Source organism: Synergistaceae bacterium DZ-S4 (assembly GCA_025943965.1).
GTDB lineage: Bacteria > Synergistota > Synergistia > Synergistales > Synergistaceae > Caenicola > Caenicola nitritireducens.
Map to the genome: position 1 here is coordinate 60,231 of JAPCWD010000004.1, position 14,616 is coordinate 74,846.

General features: G+C 52.5%; 15 protein-coding genes. 3 read left to right on the forward strand and 12 right to left on the reverse strand.

What is annotated here, in order from left to right; all coding sequences use genetic code 11:
* Positions 1-101 precede the first annotated feature (101 nt).
* Positions 102-758 (forward strand): fructose-6-phosphate aldolase, encoded by a 657-nt coding sequence (fsa, locus tag OLM33_03640; GenBank protein ID MCW1712764.1) that lies wholly within the window; start codon positions 102-104, stop codon positions 756-758.
* 393 nt (positions 759-1,151) lie between these two features.
* Here the strand turns inward: fsa and OLM33_03645 are convergent, their stop codons facing one another.
* The 7 genes from OLM33_03645 to OLM33_03675 all read right to left on the reverse strand — a co-directional run bounded on the left by OLM33_03645 (position 1,152) and on the right by OLM33_03675 (position 8,246).
* Complete coding sequence (locus tag OLM33_03645; GenBank protein MCW1712765.1) at positions 1,152-2,183, reverse strand: M20/M25/M40 family metallo-hydrolase; 1,032 nt, start codon at positions 2,181-2,183, stop codon at positions 1,152-1,154.
* Position 2,184: 1 nt separating this feature from the next.
* Complete coding sequence (locus tag OLM33_03650; protein ID MCW1712766.1) at positions 2,185-3,315, reverse strand: aminotransferase class III-fold pyridoxal phosphate-dependent enzyme; 1,131 nt, start codon at positions 3,313-3,315, stop codon at positions 2,185-2,187.
* Entirely contained in the window at positions 3,300-4,112 is an 813-nt protein-coding gene (locus OLM33_03655) for a uridylate kinase (GenBank protein MCW1712767.1), read from the reverse strand. Before OLM33_03655 ends, OLM33_03650 begins: the two co-directional genes overlap by 16 nt.
* 55 nt (positions 4,113-4,167) lie before the next feature.
* Positions 4,168-5,217, reverse strand: a complete 1,050-nt coding sequence (argC, locus tag OLM33_03660) for an N-acetyl-gamma-glutamyl-phosphate reductase (GenBank protein MCW1712768.1) — start codon at positions 5,215-5,217, stop codon at positions 4,168-4,170.
* A gap of 208 nt (positions 5,218-5,425) precedes the next feature.
* Positions 5,426-6,268 carry a RimK family alpha-L-glutamate ligase gene (locus tag OLM33_03665; GenBank protein MCW1712769.1) on the reverse strand — a complete coding sequence of 281 codons (843 nt, stop codon included), beginning with the start codon at positions 6,266-6,268 and terminating at the stop codon, positions 5,426-5,428.
* Positions 6,269-6,270: 2 nt separating this feature from the next.
* A complete protein-coding gene (gene lysW, locus OLM33_03670; GenBank protein MCW1712770.1) occupies positions 6,271-6,438 on the reverse strand; it encodes a lysine biosynthesis protein LysW in 168 nt (55 codons plus the stop codon).
* Between the two features lie 365 nt (positions 6,439-6,803).
* A complete protein-coding gene (locus OLM33_03675; GenBank protein MCW1712771.1) occupies positions 6,804-8,246 on the reverse strand; it encodes a 4Fe-4S dicluster domain-containing protein in 1,443 nt (480 codons plus the stop codon).
* Between the two features lie 198 nt (positions 8,247-8,444).
* Between OLM33_03675 and sdaAB the strand changes: the two genes are divergently transcribed.
* Both sdaAB and sdaAA read left to right on the forward strand, forming a co-directional pair.
* Entirely contained in the window at positions 8,445-9,113 is a 669-nt protein-coding gene (sdaAB, locus tag OLM33_03680; protein MCW1712772.1) for an L-serine ammonia-lyase, iron-sulfur-dependent subunit beta, read from the forward strand.
* Positions 9,110-9,988: an L-serine ammonia-lyase, iron-sulfur-dependent, subunit alpha gene (sdaAA, locus tag OLM33_03685; protein ID MCW1712773.1), complete on the forward strand. Its 879-nt coding sequence runs from the start codon at positions 9,110-9,112 to the stop codon at positions 9,986-9,988. Before sdaAB ends, sdaAA begins: the two co-directional genes overlap by 4 nt.
* Before the next feature lie 54 nt (positions 9,989-10,042).
* Here sdaAA and OLM33_03690 read toward each other — a convergent pair whose 3' ends face one another.
* The 5 genes from OLM33_03690 to OLM33_03710 all read right to left on the reverse strand — a co-directional run bounded on the left by OLM33_03690 (position 10,043) and on the right by OLM33_03710 (position 14,496).
* Positions 10,043-11,200: an ABC transporter substrate-binding protein gene (locus OLM33_03690; GenBank protein ID MCW1712774.1), complete on the reverse strand. Its 1,158-nt coding sequence runs from the start codon at positions 11,198-11,200 to the stop codon at positions 10,043-10,045.
* A 61-nt stretch (positions 11,201-11,261) separates the two neighbouring features.
* Entirely contained in the window at positions 11,262-11,966 is a 705-nt protein-coding gene (locus OLM33_03695; protein ID MCW1712775.1) for an ABC transporter ATP-binding protein, read from the reverse strand.
* Positions 11,956-12,723, reverse strand: coding sequence for an ABC transporter ATP-binding protein (locus OLM33_03700; protein MCW1712776.1), 768 nt, complete (start codon positions 12,721-12,723; stop codon positions 11,956-11,958). The genes OLM33_03695 and OLM33_03700 overlap by 11 nt, the downstream gene beginning before the upstream one ends.
* Positions 12,720-13,622, reverse strand: a complete 903-nt coding sequence (locus OLM33_03705; GenBank protein MCW1712777.1) for a branched-chain amino acid ABC transporter permease — start codon at positions 13,620-13,622, stop codon at positions 12,720-12,722. Before OLM33_03705 ends, OLM33_03700 begins: the two co-directional genes overlap by 4 nt.
* A 10-nt stretch (positions 13,623-13,632) precedes the next feature.
* On the reverse strand, positions 13,633-14,496 hold the full coding sequence (locus OLM33_03710; GenBank protein MCW1712778.1) for a branched-chain amino acid ABC transporter permease: 864 nt from the start codon (positions 14,494-14,496) through the stop codon (positions 13,633-13,635).
* Between the last annotated feature and the right edge of the window lie 120 nt (positions 14,497-14,616).

The following is a 14,616-nucleotide window of genomic DNA, read 5'->3' on the forward strand; positions in this document are numbered from 1 at the left end:
TTCTTATTGCCACTGAATTTAATAATGGGTTAAAATCCTTTATGAAACAGATATGCCACTTGCTGCATAATAAAGCAAAAGACCTGGAAGGGATGGATATCATGAAATTCTTTATCGACACCGCGAATATCGACGAGATAAGGACGGCCTGTTCATGGGGCATCATCTCGGGAGCGACGACCAACCCTACGCTCGTATCGAAAGAGGGCGGTGTGGATTTCCACACCCGCGTGCGCGAGATAGCTGAGACAGTCAAGGGACCTGTGAGTGCTGAAGCCGTGTCGCTTGAAAAAGATAAGCTGATCGAGGAAGCAAAAGTGATCGCTAAGATAGATCCTAACGTAGTGGTAAAGATCCCGCTCTGTCCGGATGGATTGGGGGCCGTGAAAGAGCTTGCGAAAGAGGGCATCAAAACCAACGTGACACTGATCTTTTCAGCTAACCAGGCCATCTTGGCGGCTGCCGCGGGAGCAACTTATGTCAGCCCCTTCGTAGGGCGCCTGGATGACATCGGTGAAGACGGAATGCAGCTTGTAAGGGACATAGCAGGGATATTCGATATCTACGGGATAGAGACGAAAATAATCGCGGCGAGCCTGCGCCATCCCGCCCATGTCTTTGAATCTGCAAAGGCCGGTGCGGACATTGCCACTGTACCTTTCAAAGTACTCAAAATGATGTTTGAACATCCCCTGACAGCGAAGGGGATAGATCAGTTCAACAAGGACTGGGAGAAGTATCTGGGGGCTAAGAAATAGTAGGGCCTTAACTGCAATCGGCAAGTGCGGCGCGAAGATGCCGCGGCGAGCAGTTGGCAAGCAATGGATTTAAGGACATTGCTGAGCAATGGCTAAGCAGTTGCTAAGCGGTCGTCAAAGCTTAAAACCGTAAAATCACCCATCCCCGTCGTCCCCGATCTCAAAGCGCACTAGAAATGCTTCGAGCACTAAGGTCCGTTTAAAAAATTTTCCTTACGGAAAACGGTGCTCTCCCGATGGAAGCACTGGGGGACGACGGAAAGGGTCAGGTTCTTGCCCCCTACGATCGTTTGACTACTGTTTGACAATTGTTTGACTATAGTTTGACCGCTTTTACAACTGCTCGCCAACTGCTCGCCAATCGCTTGCCGCGGGCAGATCCCCGCCCGCTTCTCATATTGATGCCATTATTCTCGGAAGCGCGAGCTTCAGGACCTCGATCCCCTTCAGGTATTCAGAGACGGGGATCTGTTCATTGGAACTGTGGTCGTATATTGAGTTGCCGGGACCGTATGCTCCCATGTGGCAGCCCCAGGGGGAAAGCACATTGAAATCGCATGTTCCCTGCTTGGCCAGCACTCTCGGTGTGCCGCCGCAGTCACGTATAGCATTCCTGAAGGCCCTTATTACGGGATCAGATTTGTGGACGCCGTAGGGAGGCACATACTCTATTATTTCTGATCTGACCCCAAATGCAGCTGAGGTCTCTCTTATCATGAGTTCGAGCTCTTCCTGATCGGCCCCCAGGGGAGTTCTGAGATCCATGGTTATGCTGGCGCTTCTTTTGCCGGCTTCATGTCCTTCCATTTCCATTATCGCGACAGAGTAACCTTTACCCATGTTTCTGGTTATGTCTATGATGGAAGATGCAGCCATGACTGAATCAGTAATGGGACCGGGACTTCCTGACCTGTGCGCTCCGTCGTCCTCGCCCTTTATGTCAAAGAGTATCCTGCCCCTATAGGAGATCGCAACGCCGTCGCTCCCTGTCGGCTCACCTATTACGCATGCTTCGGGGGAGTGAAGGGGCATACGGAACCTTGCTCCCTTTGAATCGATCTCTTCTCCTACCGCTGCAACAAAGGTGATCCTCCATCCCTCCGGCACGGGGACGGCGCCACCCGCCACGGCCATTGCGCAGCAGGGGCCCTTTGCGTCAACGCTTCCGCGTCCCCGGATGACCTCGTCGCTTATCATGACCTCAGGCCCTCCCGGCACTGTATCGATGTGGCTCAGCAGGACAAGCTCCTTATCCCCTGTTCCCCGCTCTGCGACAACACTGCCCGCTCCGTCAAGGTGCGAGCCGCTCCATCCAAAGCGAGGGAGCCTGTCTGCGAGCATCCTTGCAGCATCAGCCTCATGCCTGGTCGGACTGGGGACAGCTACAAGGTCTGCCAGGAGCCTGGCTGATTCGGGAAGACCCATATCAGAAACCCTCCAGCGTCCTTGCCAGTATAAGTGCCGCGTCTCCAAAGTCCTTTTCCTCTGCTGCAAATGAGGGCAGAAACCTTAAAGTCCGGGGTCCTGCTGTAAGGGAAAGAAGACCGTTCTCCTGCAGTGCTTTGACCACACCCACGGATGGAATGTCCAATTCTATCCCGTTAAGCAGTCCCATACCGCGGACATCTTTTATGTGGCTGCTTCCTATGGCAGATATTAGGGATCTGAAAAACTCACCTGATCTCGCAGCTTTCTCAGGAAGGTCACTGTGCATCACCATTGAAAGGACAGCCAGAGAAACTGTCGCGGTCAGCTCGTTCCCTCCGTATGTGGAGCCATGGCTGTGAGGGATAAAGTCTCCGAGCTCTTTTTTCCACACCAGAGCCCCGGCAGGCATCCCGCCTGCAAGGCCCTTTGCCAGGCAGACCATGTCTGGAGCCAGCCCTGTAAGGCTGCTTGCAAGAGCAGCGCCGCATCTTCCGAGGCCGCTCTGTATCTCATCGGATACGAGGAGAACAGAGTGTTTTCTGCACGCTTCGGTAATTTTATTTCCTCTTTCTGCAGGAAGGGCAAAGACCCCTCCCTCGCCCTGTACCGGTTCTATAAAGACAGCTGCCGTATCATCGTCGATATTTTCAGCGAGGTCTTCCATTGAAAAATGTTCCGCCTTTCCTATCAGCGGAATGAAAGGTTCCCTGTATTTGGGGTTGAAAGTTATCGAGAGAGCTCCGCAAGTACGTCCGTGGAATCCTCTTCTGCATGCGAGTATACGACCGCGTCCCTTCCTCAGTGTCAGAACAAGTTTGAGCGCGGCTTCGATGGCTTCCGTACCGCTGTTGCAGAGGAAGACCCTTCCCTCTCCAAGCATCAGGCCAAGTTTATCAGCGAGCTTTTCACGGACAGGTGATTCAAATCCGGCTCCGCTCGTCCATATTCCCTTTGATGCATTTTCAAGGGCTTCGATCAGCAGCTGATGGGAGTGGCCGAAGAGGGAAGCCCCATGTCCGTTAAAAAAGTCGAGGTACTCCCTCCCGGCCGTATCAAAGACACGACTTCCTCTGCCGTGGGTCAGGGCGATCCCCCTTCCGCCGTAAAGGGCGCTTAGAGAGTCAGACATGTTCCGTTCCCCTCTTCCGCGTTTTTCAAAGGCAGTGAGACTCTTCCGTCCGCAAGGTATATCGAAGGGACCCCGAGGTCAAAGGCCTCACGGCATGCCAGAAGCTTTCTCTTCATATTGCCGGCCGCATATTCTTCGAGTTTTTCCCAGGAACCCTCAGATGTACGGGTCCTTATGAGGGAATCCGGATCATTCACGTCCTTCATCAATCCGGGAACATTGGAGAGGATCACAAGGGTGTCGGCTCGGACCGAACCGGCCACAGAAGCGGCAAGACGGTCGCCGTCAATGTTAAGCGAAAGTTTTGATGTGGTGTCAAGGCCCAGGGGAGGCAGGATAGGGATCCGGCCCTTTTCAGTCACGGCTAGTATCTTTTCCGAAGAGACGCCTGATATCGTCCCGCTGTAATTGCCCCGCAGAATACGGGTCCTCCCGCCGGAATATTCCCTGAGGATGTCCTTTCTATCCGCAAAGACCTCTTCCGTCTTTTCCGGGTCGAGGAACTCCGATGAGGCACCGAATGAGGCGAGTGTCTCCGAGATATTTGCCCCATAGGCAAGGGCGGCCTCCCTGAATAGTTCCCTCTCTTTTTCTCCTACGTAACGGCTCCTGTAACCGGAAGGACTTGTCACTATCCTTATCTCGACGCCGCGTTCCCTGCAGAGCCTGTCCATTATTCCGCTTGCGCCGTGGACAAGTATCCACTTTTCGCCGACGGCCACCCTTGCAGCCAGCTCTGACATCAGCGATCCGAGTTCGTTGCCTTCCGCACCGCCGATCTTAACTACTCCGATCATTACCTCTCCTCCGTTTCCTTTCGATCTCTGTTCCGACACCCGAATATCAGGTCTTTTAAGCAGGGTAGAGGGGCATCATTTCAAGCCCGGCTTTTTCATCTGTTCCGCACATTATGTTTGCTGACTGTACTGCGGATCCCGCTGCGCCTTTGAGCAGGTTGTCTATTGCAGAAGCCGCGATAAGGCGCCTTCCGTCTTCGGCGAGGGCAAATCCCGTGAGGACCCTGTTGCTTCCAAGTACGAACCTGGGATCAGGTATCCGGAAATGAGCCGGTTTTGCCGGTGAAACGGATACAAATGGCTCGTTTGCCCATTGTGAACGGTATAGTTTCCACAGATCAGCCTCTCTCACTGCTTTGCTCAGGGTCACATGAGCTATGCACTGTATCCCTCTTACAAGCTCAACGGCTGTCACGGTCATGCTTATGTTCTCTTCCTGCAGCCGGAGTTCCTGTATTACCTCGGCCATGTGCCTGTGCAGGAAAGGAGAGATAACTCTGAGCGATCTGCTTCTCAGCGAATGGGAACTTCCCTCTTTGGCTTCGGCCCCTCCCTCGGAAGAGCCTACCCGGCATTCGATCCTTGCACTTTCAATAAGGCCTGTCTTTGCGATGGGAAGCAACGCGAAGATGGCTGATGTCGCATTGCATCCTACTCCGGATACAAGACTTGCATTTGACATTTCCTGCCTGTGAAGCTCAGGAAGGCCGTAGACTGCTCCTTCCAGCAGTTCGGGGCAGGGATGCTCTGTCTCGTACCACCTTTTGTACTGTTCTTGATCCCTGAGCCTGAAATCAGCGGAAAGGTCGACGACCTTCTGCCCGGCAGAGAGCCTTTTCTTCGCTGTTTCTGCCGCGGCCTTGTGGGGCAGGGCCAAAAATACAAGCCCGGCATCGACATTTCCGCCTTCCTCCGGTGAGATGAAATTCACATCCGGATACGCAAAACGCAGGTGCGGATGTATGGCCCCGATCGGTGTTCCGGCTTTGCTTCTTGAAACGGCACCGACGACTTCCATGTAAGGGTGGCGTGCGATTATCCTAAGCAGCTCTCCTCCGGTGAATCCCGTTGCTCCCCAAATGATCACAGGTATTTTCCTGTTCATTTCCGGTCCCTCCCATTTTTTATTTATGGCAACAAAAAACCCGCTCCTCGTCAGGCAGCGGGCCGGTCTTTACAGAATGTCACAAATAACTGTTACTGACTGAACTGCAAAAGCAAACGGCCCACAATGCAACCACGCTTTATCCCGTGCTTGCATTTATTTACAGATATCTGTTTAGGATCAAGATGTTCTGCGGTCATCAAATTTTTCATCGGGAAGGTCTCCTTTCCCATGCAGCCCTTACAACTGCCGCAGGTATGTCTGTTCCTGTAGGTTCGATGGAATTTCTGAACTCTCCTCCGTCGTTGACCTCATTGACCAGCCATTCTCCCTCTTTCCTGAAGAGATCCACAGCCAGAAATTCTCCCCCGATCGCACTGTGTACTGATCTGAGTACGGAGCCTATCTCATCGTCAAGAGGAAGGTTCGAGGCTGCTCCGCCTCTTGCCGTGTTCGTGATCCAGTGGGAGCTCTTCCTGGTGATGGCGCAGATCGGATCTCCGCTCACAACAAAAGCCCTGACGTCATAATCGCCTTTTTCTATGTATTCCTGAATGTAAAATGTGTTGTGGATCGCTCCCAGCATTGACTTGTGCTCAAAGACAGCTTCTGCTGCCTCGCGGTCGTTGATCTTTGCCAGCAGCCTTCCCCAGCTTCCGCTTACGGGCTTGCATACTGCCGGGTATCCAAGGTCTTCAAGAGCTTCGATCGCAGCCTCGGGAGAAAATGCTGTCCTGAACTTAGGCTGGCTGATCCCCGCTTTTGCAAGCGCTATGCTTGTGGTCAGCTTGTTTCCGCAGACCGCCATTACAGATGAAGGATTTACCACCCTGATCCTCTGTGATTCCAGTATCTGTGCAACTGCCTCGTTCTGGTTGTGGGAGACGCACCTGGCAAGTACGACATCATCAGTGCCGCAGAAAGGCTCATCACCGTACCATACGTCGGATACGTTTATGAGTTCGCAGGGAATGTTTTGCTTCACCGCAGCTTCACGCAGAAGTTTCTCTTCCACTCGAAGCCTTGTGAATAGAATGCGCAGTGTAGACAAGGCTACTCTCCCCAATCCTCCTGGACCTGAGGGGCTTCCTCAACCGTGATGGGATCAAGGGTGACAACCTCAAGCTCAGTCCCGCAGTCCCCGCAGATGAGCAGCTCGCCCTCAGAGCAGTCGTTCGGCAGATCGATCCTCGCTTCGCAGACAGTACATATTGCAGTCATCATATACAACCTCCTATAATTTATTTTTTTATTTATAAATCAACATGGGTTGATTTATGTCATTAAATTATCTGAATATAACCTTTGTTAAGTAATTACTTATTTCAATTTTGCCCAAAAAGTTCATTTTTAGATAAAAAAATGAACAAACGACATTCATTAATATAAATTTGATTAATCGTATGCTGTGGAATCATACTCTAAATTTCAGAAGTGTCAATAGCCGAAGCAAAAAGTTTGTATTGTATTACAAAAATCATGTTTTTAAGTGTTCTTGAAAGGTTCTTTATGGATCTACGCGGAAAAAATGAGCCCGGGTCCTCATGCCGGACTCAGGCTCATTCGCGTTATGGATCAGACTTTGATCATTTTTCAGTTTCAAGCTTTTTGGTCTCCAAGACGAGCTTCCTTATCTCTTCCCTTGCCTTTGACTCCCTATTGATCACTCCCGCTCCGTTTACACACCCTCCCGAACAAGTCATGACCTCAAGCAGATCGAAGGGGCCGCCGTTTTTGGCGTAGGCTCTCATCCTTGCTATCTCAGACTTGCTCGTTCCGTTGATGCAGGCTGTCCTTATCTCCATTTCATCACCGACGGCGCTCTTTACGGCTGAAGCTACACCGCCGCTAAGCGCGAAGCCCCTTCCTTCTGCGGAGGCTTCGGTAAGATCTCTCTCTTCTTCGCATGCAGAGGGATCGATCCCGGCAGCCTCAAATACAGAGGCGAGCTCTTCGAAGGTCATGATGTAGTCGACGCATGAATCTTCCATTGCCTCCCGTCTCTTTGCGACACACGGCCCAATGAATACCGTCAGTGTCTGTGGATCCCGGGATTTGACCATCTCGCCGGTGTAGTGCATTGGCGTCGGTGTGTCTGATATGTGCGGAAGCATCTCTGGCATGTGCCTCCTGACCGTTTGGATATAGGCGGGACAGCATGAGGTAGTCATGAATGACTTATCCTTTGAAAGCCTCTCCATCAGTTCTTCCGCCTCTTCCCTGGCGGTCTTGTCCGCGCCGAGAGCTACCTCGGCCACATCTGCAAATCCAAGCTTTTTCATCGCGGTCACAAGTTTGCCGAGCGATGCACCGAACTGTCCCACTAGCGCAGGTGCGGTGATCGCGACGACCTTCCTGCCGCTCCTGAGCGCCTTTAAAATGTCTACGACCTGGCTACGTTCGAGTACCGCTCCAAATGGACATGCCGCAACGCAGCATCCGCAACTGATGCATTTTGTAAAATCGATCTCTGCGACCCCATGCTCTCCCTTTGTTATTGCGTCAACCGGACAGTTTTCCTCGCAGGGGACGGAGACTTTGGAGATGGCGTGATAGGGGCATGCATCCCTGCATTTTCCGCAGTTCCTGCATTTTTTCATGTCTATTGATGAATGGCCTTCTTTTACCGTAACAGCTCCGAACGGGCATACAGTTTCACATGGTCTGGCCAGACATCCCTGGCACAGTTCCGTGACAAAATATCTTGAGTTTACGCACCCCTTGCAGGCGATGTCGATGATCGTAAGGGGAGGACCCTCAAGGCGCTTTCTCTTAATTGCGGCATCGGCGTATTCGAGAAGCGATGTCATTTCATCGTCGGCTTCTACGCTGAAGCCCAGCCCCGCAAGTACCCTGGATCTGACGACCGCGCGCTCCTTGTAGACGCAGCAGCGGTATCTTGCCTCCGAACCCGGCGGTATCCTTTCAAAGGGGAGACGTTTGATGCCCTGTCTGAAATTGTCACCCCAGAAAGATTCCGCAATTTTTCTGATTATCCATCTTTTCGTATTTACGAGATGATTCTTCAATTCACAATTCCTCCGTTTGATTTGCAAACATTCGCAGAATCCTATACCCAATTATTACAAAGCGCAATATGATCCCGCATATTTTGAAAAAAGACGGAAAAGTGTAAATTGTCAGAAGCGTTATCTTTCACAAGTTTGCACATCTGCTGATACAATTAGTGCGGTCACTCAGATCACTTTTGACAGGGGGTGGGGCGCATGCCTCTTTGGGATATCATCGGCCCTGTAATGATAGGGCCTTCTTCAAGCCATACGGCGGGAGCGGTGCGGATCGGCAGGATAGTGAGGCTCTGCTGGGGCAGCGATGTCAAAAACGCAAATATCTACATGAGGGGAAGCTTTGCGACCACAGGAGAGGGTCATGGGACCGACAAAGCCATCCTGGCCGGTCTGCTGGGGTACGCGCCCGACGACCCGGAGGTCAGGGACGGAAGGGAATTTGCGCTCAGGTCGGGGATGAATTTTAATTTTTATGAGGAAGACCTTGAGGGCGCCCATCCAAACTCAGTGAGGATAGAGTTATGGGATGACGGGGGAAGAAGGATGGATGCAACAGCCGCCTCCCTTGGAGGAGGTGCTGTGTCACTTCAGGAGCTTGATGGTTTCGAGGTCGATGTCTCCTGCCTGCTGCCCGTCATAATAATCATGAACAGGGATGTCCATGGAGTAGTCGGTGCGGTCACGACATACCTCTCCTCACATGGGATCAACATAGCGACGATGAAGCTCCACAGGGACAGCAGGGGAGGCCTTGCGACGATGGTCCTTGAACTTGACGGCAGGGAACCCGCAGTGACGCCTGAAGAGATAAAACATGTCCATCAGGCTATAGTCAGGGTGATTTCAATACCGGGGGTGGCGTTATGAGATCATTGCAGGATCTTGCAAAATTGGCAGATGAACTTGATACGGATCTCCATGAGGCTGTCCTTGCCGCAGATTCTGAGGCAACGGGAGTTTCCCCGGATGAGATATTCGATATTATATCTTCAAGGCTCAAAGACATGCGCCGCTCTGCCGAAGAGGCGAGAAGGAACACCAACCCCTGCAGGCTGGTACGTGAAACGGGATCACTGATAAGGGAGTATTCCGACAAGGGCGGCATGTGCGGCGGTTTCCTTCTGAGAGCATCCGCGATAGCCCTTGAAGTTGCTTCATATAACGCCTCAATGGGAAGGATAGTGGCGGCTCCGACTGCCGGAAGCTGCGGCATACTGCCTGGGATGCTCTTTTCGTGGGAGGAGTTCTACGGGAAGGATGTGGCTGACAAAGACAGAACGCTGACCGAAGCCCTTATCGTGGCGGGGGCTGTGGGGGAGATCATAGCGAACAGGGCTACGCTCGCCGGCGCTGAGGGAGGGTGTCAGGCTGAGTGCGGGGCAGCAGCGGCAATGGGCTCCTCAGCTCTGGTCTATCTGAGGGGAGGAAGCTGCGACGCGGTGTCGAACGCTGTCGCACTTACGCTGAAATCAGTGCTTGGACTGGTCTGCGATCCTGTCGGAGGGCTAGTGGAGTCTCCCTGCATAAAGAGGAACGGCCTCCTCGTGGCGGTTGGCGCGCTTGCCGCCGATATGGCCCTTGCCGGAGTAACTTCCCTGATCCCCGCAGACGAGGTCATCGACGCGATGGGCCAGATAGGAAGGTCGATCCCTCCTTCGCTCCGTGAGACTTCAAGAGGCGGCCTCGCAGTGACGCCTACAGCAAGGGCGCTCCTCAAAGAGGCAGGTAAAATAAAAAGTTAAAAAAGGAGCCGGTCCCGAAATGAGACCGGCTCCTGCTTCCTGTCCGTCGGCAGTTTATTTGTTGGGCGTGATAAGTTTCGGATCCGTTATGACTCCGTAGTAACGGAAGAGGCCGTTCTTGACCGTCTGGACCTGGACCGGCTTTACGACTTCGCCTTCAGGTGTGAAGCCCTTGATGAGTCCTGTAAGGCCGTCATAGTTTGCTGTTTTTGCCAGGGCTTTCGCCACTGCAGGACCTTCAGTCGACTTGGCCTGCTTGATGGCGTTGACGAGGAGCATAAATCCGTCGTATGCAGATGCACCGACCATGTCAGGCTCGATCTTGTGACGTTCACGGTATGCCTTCAGGAATTCCTGGACAAAGGGGCGTTTGTCATCCCTGTTGAGGTTTGTGACCATGATGAAACCTTCGGCTGCATCTCCGGCGATCTCTATCGTCTTTGGCGAGTCAGCCCCCTCTTCTCCTATGAACTGGACCTTTATGCCCATCTCTTTTGCCTGCTTCATCGCAGGTCCTACCTGGAAATAGTATCCGCTGAAGAAGACCGCATCCGGCTCAGCTGCCTTCATCTTTGAAAGGTAGGGTTTGAAATCCTTTTCGCTCATCGGATATTTCTGGTGAGATACTATCTTGGCTTCGGGATGATCCTTCATGAACTCTTCGAAGCCCTGGGTGAGGGTAGTCCCAAAGTCATTGTCGCTGACGATCAGAGCGATCTTTTTTGCCTTCAGGAGGGTCACTGCTGTGTAAGCCGCCCCTTTTCCCTCAACTGTACCAAGGAATCCGTTCCTGAAAGTAAAGTCTCCCTTGGTGATGTCGGGGTGGAGGGCATAGGCTGATACGAGCGGTATTTCTGCGTCATTAAAAATGGCGGATACGGCTCTTGTCGGAAGGCTGTATGATCCTGCAACGAACACCGCTACCCTGTCCTGTCCGATAAGTTTGTGCGCAAGGGGCACGGACTGTTTGGGGTCTGCTGCATCGTCATAGCATATTAGCTCGACCTTTTTGCCAAGGACTCCGCCTCCGGCATTGACCTTTTCAACTGCAAGCTTCACTGACTCGTACGCGCTGAATCCGTCTGCAGCGGCGAATCCAGTAAGCGGGGCAAGCATGCCGACCTTAATTGTGTCTGCGGCAAATGCGGTCCCAGAGAAGCAAAGAACGGCAAGACATGAAACGAGCGCGATCAATTTGAAAAATTTACTCATTTTGACTCCCCCTTTTGATTGATAAGGCAGGCTGCAAAAGGTCTGCCGAAATGCACAAATGCTATGAGCCCAGATACGCCTCCCTCACCCTGCTGTCGCTGATGAGGTCTGAAGACAATCCCTCTATTTCTATGTTTCCGGTTTCCAGAACGTATCCCCTGTCTGAGATCTTCAGCGACGAGAGTGCGTTCTGTTCGACCAGCAGTATCGTGAGTCCCTTCTCCTTATTGAGTGCCCGGAGGACCTCAAATACCTGGGCAGCAAGCTTGGGCATGAGGCCCATCGATACTTCGTCTACCAAAAGCAGCTTCGGGGAAGAGACGAGGGCACGAGAGATCGCAAGCTGCTGCTGCTCTCCGCCGGAAAGAGTGCTGGCATACTGCCTGCTCCTTTCCCTGAGCACAGGGAAAAGTTCGTATATGCCGTCAAGTTGCTTTTTGAGAGCAGCCTGTTCGCCGTATACGCCCATCCGCAAATTTTCGAATACCGTAAGCTGAGGGAAGCACCTTGCCCTTTCGGGGACGATCCTTATGCCAAGGCGTGCCCTTTTGTGAGCAGGCATATGAGTGATGTCCCTTCCTTCAAAGGTTATCCTGCCAGACCTGACTTCCTGGACTCCCATGAGCGCCCTGAGCGTGGTCGACTTGCCTGCGCCGTTTGCCCCGATTATCGAGATAAGTTCGCCCTTTTCGACATCGAAGCTTATGCCGTGGACCGCTTCTATGTCCCCGTATGAAATGGAGAGATCCTTGACCTCAAGCAACATCGGCACCCTCTCCCTTCCCCAGATATGCTTCTATGACTGCAGGATCGGAAGATACCTGCGCCGGAGTGCCCTCTGCGAGTTTCCTCCCGTGATCCAGCACGACCACCCGGTCGGAAAGCCCCATGGCGACACGCATGTTGTGTTCGATCAGAAGTATCGAGACTCCCTGTTCCCTTATCTTTTTTATCAGATCCTCGATCACTTTTATCTCTTCGTGTCTCAGGCCTGAAAAGCATTCGTCAAGAAGAAGGAGCGCGGGCTTAAGTGCGAGAGCCCTTGCTATCTCAAGTTTTCGCAGATTTCCCAGGGGGAGCAGTCCCGCCTTTGTTGAAGCTTCCCGTTCCAACCCAACGGTTTTAAGGATGTCATTGGCCGCCATGACGTTGGCTTTGGTATGCCAGAATCTGCATGAACGTATGAAATTCTTATAATTGGGCATTCCAAGCGAGACTATGACATTTTGTCCGACACTGAGCCCGCTGAATGGTTTGACCACCTGGAATGTCCTTCCTACTCCAAGTGAGGCCATCTGATGTGCAGGCAGGCCGTCAGTCCGCCTTCCGTTGAGCCATATCTCTCCCGAGGTCGGCTTGTAGACCCCCGATATCATGTTGAAACAGGTAGTTTTGCCTGCCCCGTTAGGGCCGAGCAGCCCAAGGATCTCCTGCCTGCCGATCTCAAAGCTGACATTGTCCACCGCTTTGAGTCCCCCGAAATTTATGGACAGGTCCTTTACAGAGAGGATCTTATCGGTCAACTTTTATCCCCTCCTTTAGTTGCTGCCGCTTTTCTTTTTCTGAGGTTCTTTACAGAAAGAAGGTCGGAGCTGCCGAGGAGCCCGCCCGGCAGGAATCTTATCATCATGAGAAGGAGTGCTGCGTAAAGAAACATCCTGTAATCGACAAGGGGCCTGAAGACCTCGGGAAGAATACCAAGTACCACCGCACCTACAACCGGCCCCCAGAAAGTCCCGAGCCCGCCGACGACAGTTATCGAGAGAAGCGTGACCGAGAAGGGGAAGGTGAAGGAATCGGCGCTGATAAACTTCATGTAGTGGGCGTAAAGTATGCCTGAAAGGCCTGCCATCAGTGTTCCCAGTACGAAGGCGGAGAGTTTGGCCCTTACCGGTGATACGCCCATGCTCGATGCCGCTGTCTCATCCTCCCTTATCGCAAAGCAGGAGAGTCCGAGCCACGATTTTGTGAAAAGCCTGGATATTGCCAGTACAAGAGCCAGGCAGCAAAAGCAGAGCCAGAAAAAGGGCCTTGCCTTTATGGTCATGCCGAAAAACTCGACATTTGGTATCCCGCCTATTCCGAGCGCGCCGCCCAATGCCGGAGTGTATTGGAAGACAGCTACTACGATGAAGTTTATTCCAATGGTAGTGATAGCCAGAAAATCTTCCTTTACCCTCAGGCTCGGAAGGCCGCATAGAAGTCCTACTATGCCGACTATCAGAAGCGACACCGGGAGGGCCTGCCAGAAGGTAAGGCCTCCCGCGGTCGTGAGCATCGCGTTCGAGTATGCTCCTATCCCGACAAAAGCCGCATGACCCAGAGATATCTGTCCGGCGTGGCCTACTATGATGTTAAGGCCGCATGCGGCAATGGCCTGGATGATTATCTGTGTTGCCACATTTATCATGTAGATGCTCATGACGCGCCCCCTATCTCTTTCCCATAAGTCCGGTCGGACGCCACATCAGTATGATTATCATGGCTATGAAGGCGAGGGCATCCCTCGGCATCGGAATGTTCGCGTAACCTATGAGGAAGGTCTCGGCGAGTCCGAGGAGCATTGAGGCAAGCACCGCTCCGGGAGCCGATCCCATGCCGCCGACAACTATGAAAGCCAGAGTTTTGTATGCAGGCACCTGTCCCATCATCGGATAGACCTGGTTGTAGTAGATCCCCACAAGTATCCCCGCCACGGCTGCTATGGCCGATCCTATGACAAATGTAAGGGCTATGGTCACCTGGGTATTGACACCGAAAGAGGAGGCCGTTTCCATGTCCTGTGATACCGCCCTCATCGCGAGTCCCAGTTCTGTTTTTGTCATAAGCAGCCACAGGATTAGGAGTACGGTAAAGGAGATGCAATATATGGCGGTCAGGGTGGACGATATGGCAACTCCGAATACTGAGAGCGAAGGGAAAGGGAGTTCTGCCGGGAATGTGCGAACCTCGGGGCCTGCAACCAGCCTGCATAGCTCCTCGATGGCGATCAGCAGCGCTATGCTGCTGATAAGCGGCACATAGGGCGGATATTTCAGGAGCGGGTAGTAAATGAGCCGTTCGATCAGTACGCCGATAACTGCGCAGAAAACCATCGATCCGGCAAAAGCGAGCAGCATGCTGCCCGTGGAGGTGTAGATATAGAGTCCCGTATATGCGCCGGCTGTATAGACTGAAGCATGGGCGACGTGAAGTATCTTCATTACTCCGTATATAAGAGCAAGGCCCAGTGTGATAAGGGCGTACATGGATCCGGCAGCGAGACCGTTGAGAAGCTGTTCAATGAAAAGCTGCATTTTATCAAACCCTCTCAGAAAGTTTGCATCAACCCGATAATTTTAATCCCCTTTGGTCGTGTTGTAAAATGTTTTATTTGTAAGTACTTTTTTTGAACAGAAAGTGCAATTTAATATGAA

Excerpts from the sequence above, each read along its gene's own strand:
- fsa (MCW1712764.1), top strand. The coding sequence starts at position 102 with ATGAAATTCTTTATCGACACCGCGAATATCGACGAGATAAGGACGGCC.
- OLM33_03645 (MCW1712765.1), bottom strand. The coding sequence starts at position 2,183 with ATGGGTCTTCCCGAATCAGCCAGGCTCCTGGCAGACCTTGTAGCTGTC.
- OLM33_03650 (MCW1712766.1), bottom strand. The coding sequence starts at position 3,315 with ATGTCTGACTCTCTAAGCGCCCTTTACGGCGGAAGGGGGATCGCCCTG.
- OLM33_03655 (MCW1712767.1), bottom strand. The coding sequence starts at position 4,112 with ATGATCGGAGTAGTTAAGATCGGCGGTGCGGAAGGCAACGAACTCGGA.
- argC (MCW1712768.1), bottom strand. The coding sequence starts at position 5,217 with ATGAACAGGAAAATACCTGTGATCATTTGGGGAGCAACGGGATTCACC.
- lysW (MCW1712770.1), bottom strand. The coding sequence starts at position 6,438 with ATGACTGCAATATGTACTGTCTGCGAAGCGAGGATCGATCTGCCGAAC.
- sdaAB (MCW1712772.1), top strand. The coding sequence starts at position 8,445 with ATGCCTCTTTGGGATATCATCGGCCCTGTAATGATAGGGCCTTCTTCA.
- sdaAA (MCW1712773.1), top strand. The coding sequence starts at position 9,110 with ATGAGATCATTGCAGGATCTTGCAAAATTGGCAGATGAACTTGATACG.
- OLM33_03690 (MCW1712774.1), bottom strand. The coding sequence starts at position 11,200 with ATGAGTAAATTTTTCAAATTGATCGCGCTCGTTTCATGTCTTGCCGTT.
- OLM33_03695 (MCW1712775.1), bottom strand. The coding sequence starts at position 11,966 with ATGTTGCTTGAGGTCAAGGATCTCTCCATTTCATACGGGGACATAGAA.
- OLM33_03705 (MCW1712777.1), bottom strand. The coding sequence starts at position 13,622 with ATGAGCATCTACATGATAAATGTGGCAACACAGATAATCATCCAGGCC.
- OLM33_03710 (MCW1712778.1), bottom strand. The coding sequence starts at position 14,496 with ATGCAGCTTTTCATTGAACAGCTTCTCAACGGTCTCGCTGCCGGATCC.